The 5,408-nt window shown below is 35.9% G+C and carries 7 protein-coding genes; 6 read left to right on the top strand and 1 reads right to left on the bottom strand.

Annotation, left to right across the window (positions count from 1 at the left end; all coding sequences use genetic code 11):
• The 6 genes from ACFIL8_RS07375 to ACFIL8_RS07350 all read left to right on the top strand — a co-directional run.
• Positions 1–1,109, top strand: a 1,109-nt coding sequence (locus ACFIL8_RS07375; RefSeq protein WP_375689294.1) for an HNH/ENDO VII family nuclease, incomplete at its 5' end; no start/stop codon positions are given.
• A 54-nt stretch (positions 1,110–1,163) separates the two neighbouring features.
• Entirely contained in the window at positions 1,164–1,739 is a 576-nt protein-coding gene (locus ACFIL8_RS07370; protein ID WP_375612466.1) for an SMI1/KNR4 family protein, read from the top strand.
• A 52-nt stretch (positions 1,740–1,791) separates the two neighbouring features.
• Positions 1,792–2,382, top strand: a complete 591-nt coding sequence (locus tag ACFIL8_RS07365; RefSeq protein ID WP_375612467.1) for an SMI1/KNR4 family protein — start codon at positions 1,792–1,794, stop codon at positions 2,380–2,382.
• Positions 2,383–2,434: 52 nt separating this feature from the next.
• Positions 2,435–3,004 carry an SMI1/KNR4 family protein gene (locus ACFIL8_RS07360; protein WP_375681059.1) on the top strand — a complete coding sequence of 190 codons (570 nt, stop codon included), beginning with the start codon at positions 2,435–2,437 and terminating at the stop codon, positions 3,002–3,004.
• Between the two features lie 50 nt (positions 3,005–3,054).
• The gene (locus ACFIL8_RS07355; protein WP_375689291.1) at positions 3,055–3,642 is read left to right on the top strand and encodes an SMI1/KNR4 family protein; all 588 of its coding nucleotides are present in this window, start codon (positions 3,055–3,057) and stop codon (positions 3,640–3,642) included.
• A 42-nt stretch (positions 3,643–3,684) separates the two neighbouring features.
• Positions 3,685–4,149, top strand: coding sequence for an SMI1/KNR4 family protein (locus tag ACFIL8_RS07350; RefSeq protein WP_375643532.1), 465 nt, complete (start codon positions 3,685–3,687; stop codon positions 4,147–4,149).
• 482 nt (positions 4,150–4,631) lie between these two features.
• Here the strand turns inward: ACFIL8_RS07350 and ACFIL8_RS07345 are convergent.
• The coding region (locus ACFIL8_RS07345) for a type ISP restriction/modification enzyme (protein ID WP_375689289.1) at positions 4,632–5,408 on the bottom strand (777 nt) is incomplete at its 5' end.

Raw genomic sequence — 5,408 nt, 5'->3', positions numbered from 1 at the left:
CTCAGATGAAGAAAGAGTTAGAAGAGTGCCCTGATGATCAGTGTCGAAGAGATGTTAACGAAAAATGGTTCGAGATTGATGAAGAGCAAGATAGAACTTTTTCGACAGGAATTATGACTGGTCTCATTGCCGATATACCAATCAAGCTATACGAGTTAGCTGATGGCGCTGTGAAGAACATGATGTTACAAATGATAATATTTGCTAGCAATCCACGGGGGGGCGTTGAAAAGAGTTTTAAAGACATTGGAACAGGAGCGTCTTGGGTCGTGAGTGGACATGTGATTGATGATGTCTGGGAAGGTGCTGGTCAATTCTGGGGAGGTGTTGAGGATTCCTTTATAGGGGATATAGATTACGTAAAAGAGAATATTGAAAAAGCGGGAGTTGACGGAGCTTTTAATGCTGGTTTTGAAAGTGGAAGATTATCAGCCGGAGTATTAGAAAACTTTGCTGGAGGAGCTGGAGCAGCCAAGGGAGCTATAAATCTTGGCAACAAGGCTGTGATCAAGTTCATTGCTAGGAAAGATTTTGCCCAATTCGCTTCCAAGAAAAATCTTGCCAAACTTGCAGCTCAGGGAGATCCTGACAAACTTGCGGCGAAGAAAGAACTAACTAAACTTGCTGCTAAAGAAAAAAAGCTTTGGTTAAAAAAGAAACCCACTAAATTTACCGATAGCAAATTTGGACAGACAAACAAAGCCTATCAGAGAGACGATTTGTTTGATCCTAACAGAATTTCTGATTGGGAAGAAAAAGGAAAAACGGTGTGGGGCACCAATATTGAGAGAATGGAAACAGGAAGAGCACCTATAGGATTTGATAATAAGTCTGTTGAGTTGCATCACCTAAAGCAAACGCATGAGGGACCCATAGCAGAAATGAGTCATGAATCTCATAAAAAATATACTTCTGTGATTCATAATAATCCTCAAAAACATCAATCACTTATAGAGAGAGACAAGTTTGGTAAGTGGAGAGAGGAATATTGGAAGGAACGTGCTAAAGGGTATAGAGAACAAAAAAACAATAATTTAGGAGGAATAATCGACATGAAATGGAGTATCATAGGGATAGATTTTGACAGATGGGGACAGGAGCATCGGTAGTAATGCTCTACGGTTGATGAAAAGAGAGAAAAAAGAAGTTTGGAGAAATAATCTATGAAAACCTATACCTTAGCTGATGTTGCAGTATTAATTGATAAAGTGAATAAATATGATGATGAGATTATCCATTTTCGTATTAAAGATAATGCAGTTGATGATCTTGTGATTGAAAAGGCGGAGAAAGCTCTTGGTTTACAATTCACATCCTCTTACAAGAGTTTTTTGAAACATTATAAAGGTGGGGACATTAGTGGTGAAGAAATCTATAGTCTTTATGAGCATCCTATAGGTGTTTCTGTTAATGACGTTGTTTTCCAAAACTTAAATGATAGAAAACGTGGTTTTACGACACCAGAACAGCTCGTTGTGAGTTATGATCTTGATGAAACCTTTTACTTTGATTATACGCAGTTTCGGGATGGTGAATGCCCACTCTATGTCATGTTTGCGGATGAGGAGTCCGAATATTACGCCAGTAATTTTTATGAATTCCTATGCAAAAGAATTAAAGTACACGCGGGAGTTGAGATACCTGATGGTGATCAACCGATTGAAAAGATTGAGCACACTCCCACTCCGCAACCTATCCCTTTTTACAAGAGTTTTTGGAAAAAACTATGGAAGAGGTGAAATTGATAGAGGAAATATGGAGCGTTTATAACGCACGTTTTGAGGTTCATCTATGAAAACCTACACCTTAGCTGATGTTGCAGTATTAATTGATAAAGTGAATAAATATGATGATGATATTATCAATTTGGGTAGTGAAGATGATGAAGAGAATGAAACAGATGATCTACAGATTGAAAAGGCGGAGAAAGCTCTCGGTTTACAATTCACATCCTCTTATAAAGTTTTTTTAAAAAAATATGGAGGAGGAGAAATTGGTGGTGATGAAATTTTTAGCATTTATGGAGATTGTGGGGAAGGTGTTCCTGCTGGTGATATTGTTTACCGAAACTTACTCAATAGAGAACGTGGTTTTGTGACACCAGAGCAGCTTTTCGTTAGCAGAACAGATTTTGGTGAAACCTTTTATTTTGATTATACGCAGTTTAGGGATGGAGAATGCCCACTTTATGTCATGCTTCCATCTGAAGATTGCGAATATTACGCTAGCAATTTTTATGAATTCCTTTGCAAAAGAATTAAAGAAAGCGTGGGAGCTGAGATACCTGAAGGTGACCAACCGATTGAAAAGACTGAGCACACTCCTACTCCGCAACCTATCCCTTTTTACAAGAGCTTTTGGAAAAAACTATGGAAGAGGTGAAATTGATAGAGGAAATATGGAGCGTTTATAACGCAAGTTTTGAGGATCATCTATGAAAACCTATACCTTAGATGATGTTATACAATTAGTTGATAAATATGAAGGTGATATTGTCAATTTTTGTTCTGAAGAAAATGCGGTTGGTGATCTCGTGATTGAAAAGGCGGAGAAAGCTCTCGGTTTACAATTCACATCTTCCTATAAAGTTTTTTTAAAACATTATAAAGGCGGGGACATTGGTGGTGAAGAAATCTATAGTCTTTATGAGCATCCTATAGGTGTTCCTTTTGATGATATTGTTTTTCAAAACTTAAATGATAGAAAACGTGGTTTCGCAACACCAAAACAGCTTATCGTTTGTGATGCTGCTTTTGGTGAAACCTTTTATTTTGATTATACGCAGTTTAGGGATGGTGAATGCCCACTTTATGTCATGCTTCCATCTGAAGATTGTGAATATTACGCCAGTAATTTTTATGAATTCCTTTGTAAAAGAATTAAAGAAAGCGCGGGAGAAGAGATACCTGATGGAGACCAACCAATTGAAAAGATTGAGAACGCTCCCACTCCGCAACCTATCCCTTTTTACAAGAGTTTTTGGAAAAAACTATGGAAGAGGTGAAATTGATAGTGAGGAAATATGGAGCGTTACGCAAGTTCTGAGGATCATCTATGAAAACCTATACTTTAGCTGATGTTGCAGTATTAATTGATAAAGTGAATAAATATGATGATGAGATTATCAATTTGGGGACTGCAGAAAATGCAGTTGATGATCTACTGATTGAAAAGGCGGAGAAAGCTCTCGGTTTACAATTCACATCGTCTTATAAGAGTTTTTTAAAAAATTATAAAGGAGGAGAAATTGGTGGTGATGAAATCTTTAGCCTTTATAAGGAGTGTGGAGTAGGTATTGCTGCTGGTGATATTGTTTTCCAAAACTTAAATGCTAGAAAACGTGGTTTTCTGACACCAGAACAGCTTTTCGTGAGTAGTACTGATTTTGGTGAAACCTTTTATTTTGATTATACGCAGTTTCGGGATGGAGAATGCCCAATCTATGTCATGCTTCCATCTGAAGATTGCGAATATTATGCTAGCAATTTTTATGAATTCCTTTGCAAAAGAATTAAAGAAAGCGTGGGAGTTGAGATACCTGATGGAGACCAACCAATTGAAAAGATTGAGAACACTCCCACTCCGCAACCTATCCCTTTTTACAAGAGCTTTTGGAAAAAACTATGGAGGAGGGGCAAATGATAGGGGAAATATGGAGCGTTACGCAAGTTTTGAGGATCATCTATGAAAACCTATACCTTAGCTGATGTTGCAGTACTAGTTGATAAATATAACGATAGTATCGATTTTGGCTCTACAGATGAAGCAGTTGATGATGCACTGATTGAAAAAGCAGAGAAAACTCTTGGTTTGCAGTTTACGTCTTCCTATAAAAGTTTTTTAAAAAACTATGGAAGAGGGGAAATTTGTGGTGAGGGAATATGTAGCGTTTATGATACAAACTTTGAGATTGTTCGTAGTGATGATATTGTTTATAAAAACTTAAATTATAGAAAAAATGGTTTTGCAACGCCACAGCAACTTATTGTTAGTAGAACCGATTTTGGAGAGACATTTTTCTTCGATTATTCTCAATTTCAGAATGGAGAATGTGCACTCTATTTTGATTTTCCACCCAAGGATCCACAATATTATGCAAGTAACTTCTATGAATTCCTCTGTAAAAGGATTACAGATAATTTGAAGTAAATTTCTTTGTATGGTGGTTTTATTTTCAAATTGCAATGTTAAACCACCATTATTTTTTTTAAATGAGAGAAAATTAAAATCAATATATTTCAATAGGTTAAGATTTTACAGATCTTAAAAAAACAACCTATATAAAAATACAACCTATAAATTCAACTAATAATATACGTTTTGAGGGGTTTTGACGGTTTTTACACCTTCAAAACCTATAAGTAATATAAGAAAATGAATATACATAACTCTCTTTAAACAAAGCTTTTGAAAAGCATAAAGCACTCATTTTAGATTACGATATAATCTTTTAAAGGCAATTCAAAAGAAGCCTATTCACTTTAAGATGGGATTTCTTTTTAGAATAACGCATATAAACTGTCTTTTTGAGATTGTATCTAATCAACTTAACAAGAGAGGTATAGATTAATCGCTATGTTCTATACCCCTTATGAGTTTATCATACCCATTATGTGAGCATGCTTTATAAGTTATTCAGTTTCTCTTATTTCCAATTTTGGTAAGTTCTTAACGATTTTCATGGTTTCTAAACTTACGGTAATAACCCTCTGAAATAACTCTAGAGGGTAGGCAGGGTTGCCAATGGTTTCAACAGCATAGCGATTAGCATCATTAACAATGCCGCTCTTTTTATCTGTTTTAACACATTGACGTTCCATAACCCATTCAAGAGCAGGCTTTCCATTGACTATATACTCATAAGCTTTAAGAGGTATATCCGTCATGATGATATTGCTATTATAAAAAACAGTCGATTTATCCTTTTCCTTACTATTCCCAGAAAATTTCATTTCTGTAACGTAGTAAAATTCTTCGGGATTAGAGATCTCTGTCTGTTTTGGATTACCCTTTTTAAAGGTGACTGGATAAGGTTTTACAGTTTCATAATTCACGTGCAAATGACCCAGTTCACGCCCTGCTGTTACGAACTTCCAAAAATCATCAGCACTCTTTACACAAGGAATGCGAGGTAATTCTTTACATAAATTATGCGCATAACGAGCACGGTAATCTTCTGAATGAAGTAGACCGTAAACATAATAGAATAGATCATCTTTTGTTATGGTTTCATTAGGATAAGCGGCTTTAAAATGTTCTAGCCCCTCATCAGTAATAGCATTACGCCTCTGTAAACCAGCTGTTGTGTTTTTCTCCGTAGAATGCGTAAATAAATGGGATTGTTTCTCACTTTTACTTTTTGAAACCGTAGTATCTTCGTAAATATAGCGTGGAAAACATTGACCTTT

Source organism: Bartonella sp. AP57NXGY (assembly GCF_042195805.1).
GTDB lineage: Bacteria > Pseudomonadota > Alphaproteobacteria > Rhizobiales > Rhizobiaceae > Bartonella.
The sequence above is the reverse complement of the archived record's forward strand: the minus strand, read 5'-3'. Positions and strand labels throughout refer to the sequence as shown.

What these genes read in the sequence shown, in the direction of transcription:
- ACFIL8_RS07365 (WP_375612467.1), top strand. Translation starts at nt 1,792, where the DNA reads ATGAAAACCTACACCTTAGCTGATGTTGCAGTATTAATTGATAAAGTG.
- ACFIL8_RS07350 (WP_375643532.1), top strand. Translation starts at nt 3,685, where the DNA reads ATGAAAACCTATACCTTAGCTGATGTTGCAGTACTAGTTGATAAATAT.
- ACFIL8_RS07360 (WP_375681059.1), top strand. Translation starts at nt 2,435, where the DNA reads ATGAAAACCTATACCTTAGATGATGTTATACAATTAGTTGATAAATAT.
- ACFIL8_RS07355 (WP_375689291.1), top strand. Translation starts at nt 3,055, where the DNA reads ATGAAAACCTATACTTTAGCTGATGTTGCAGTATTAATTGATAAAGTG.
- ACFIL8_RS07370 (WP_375612466.1), top strand. Translation starts at nt 1,164, where the DNA reads ATGAAAACCTATACCTTAGCTGATGTTGCAGTATTAATTGATAAAGTG.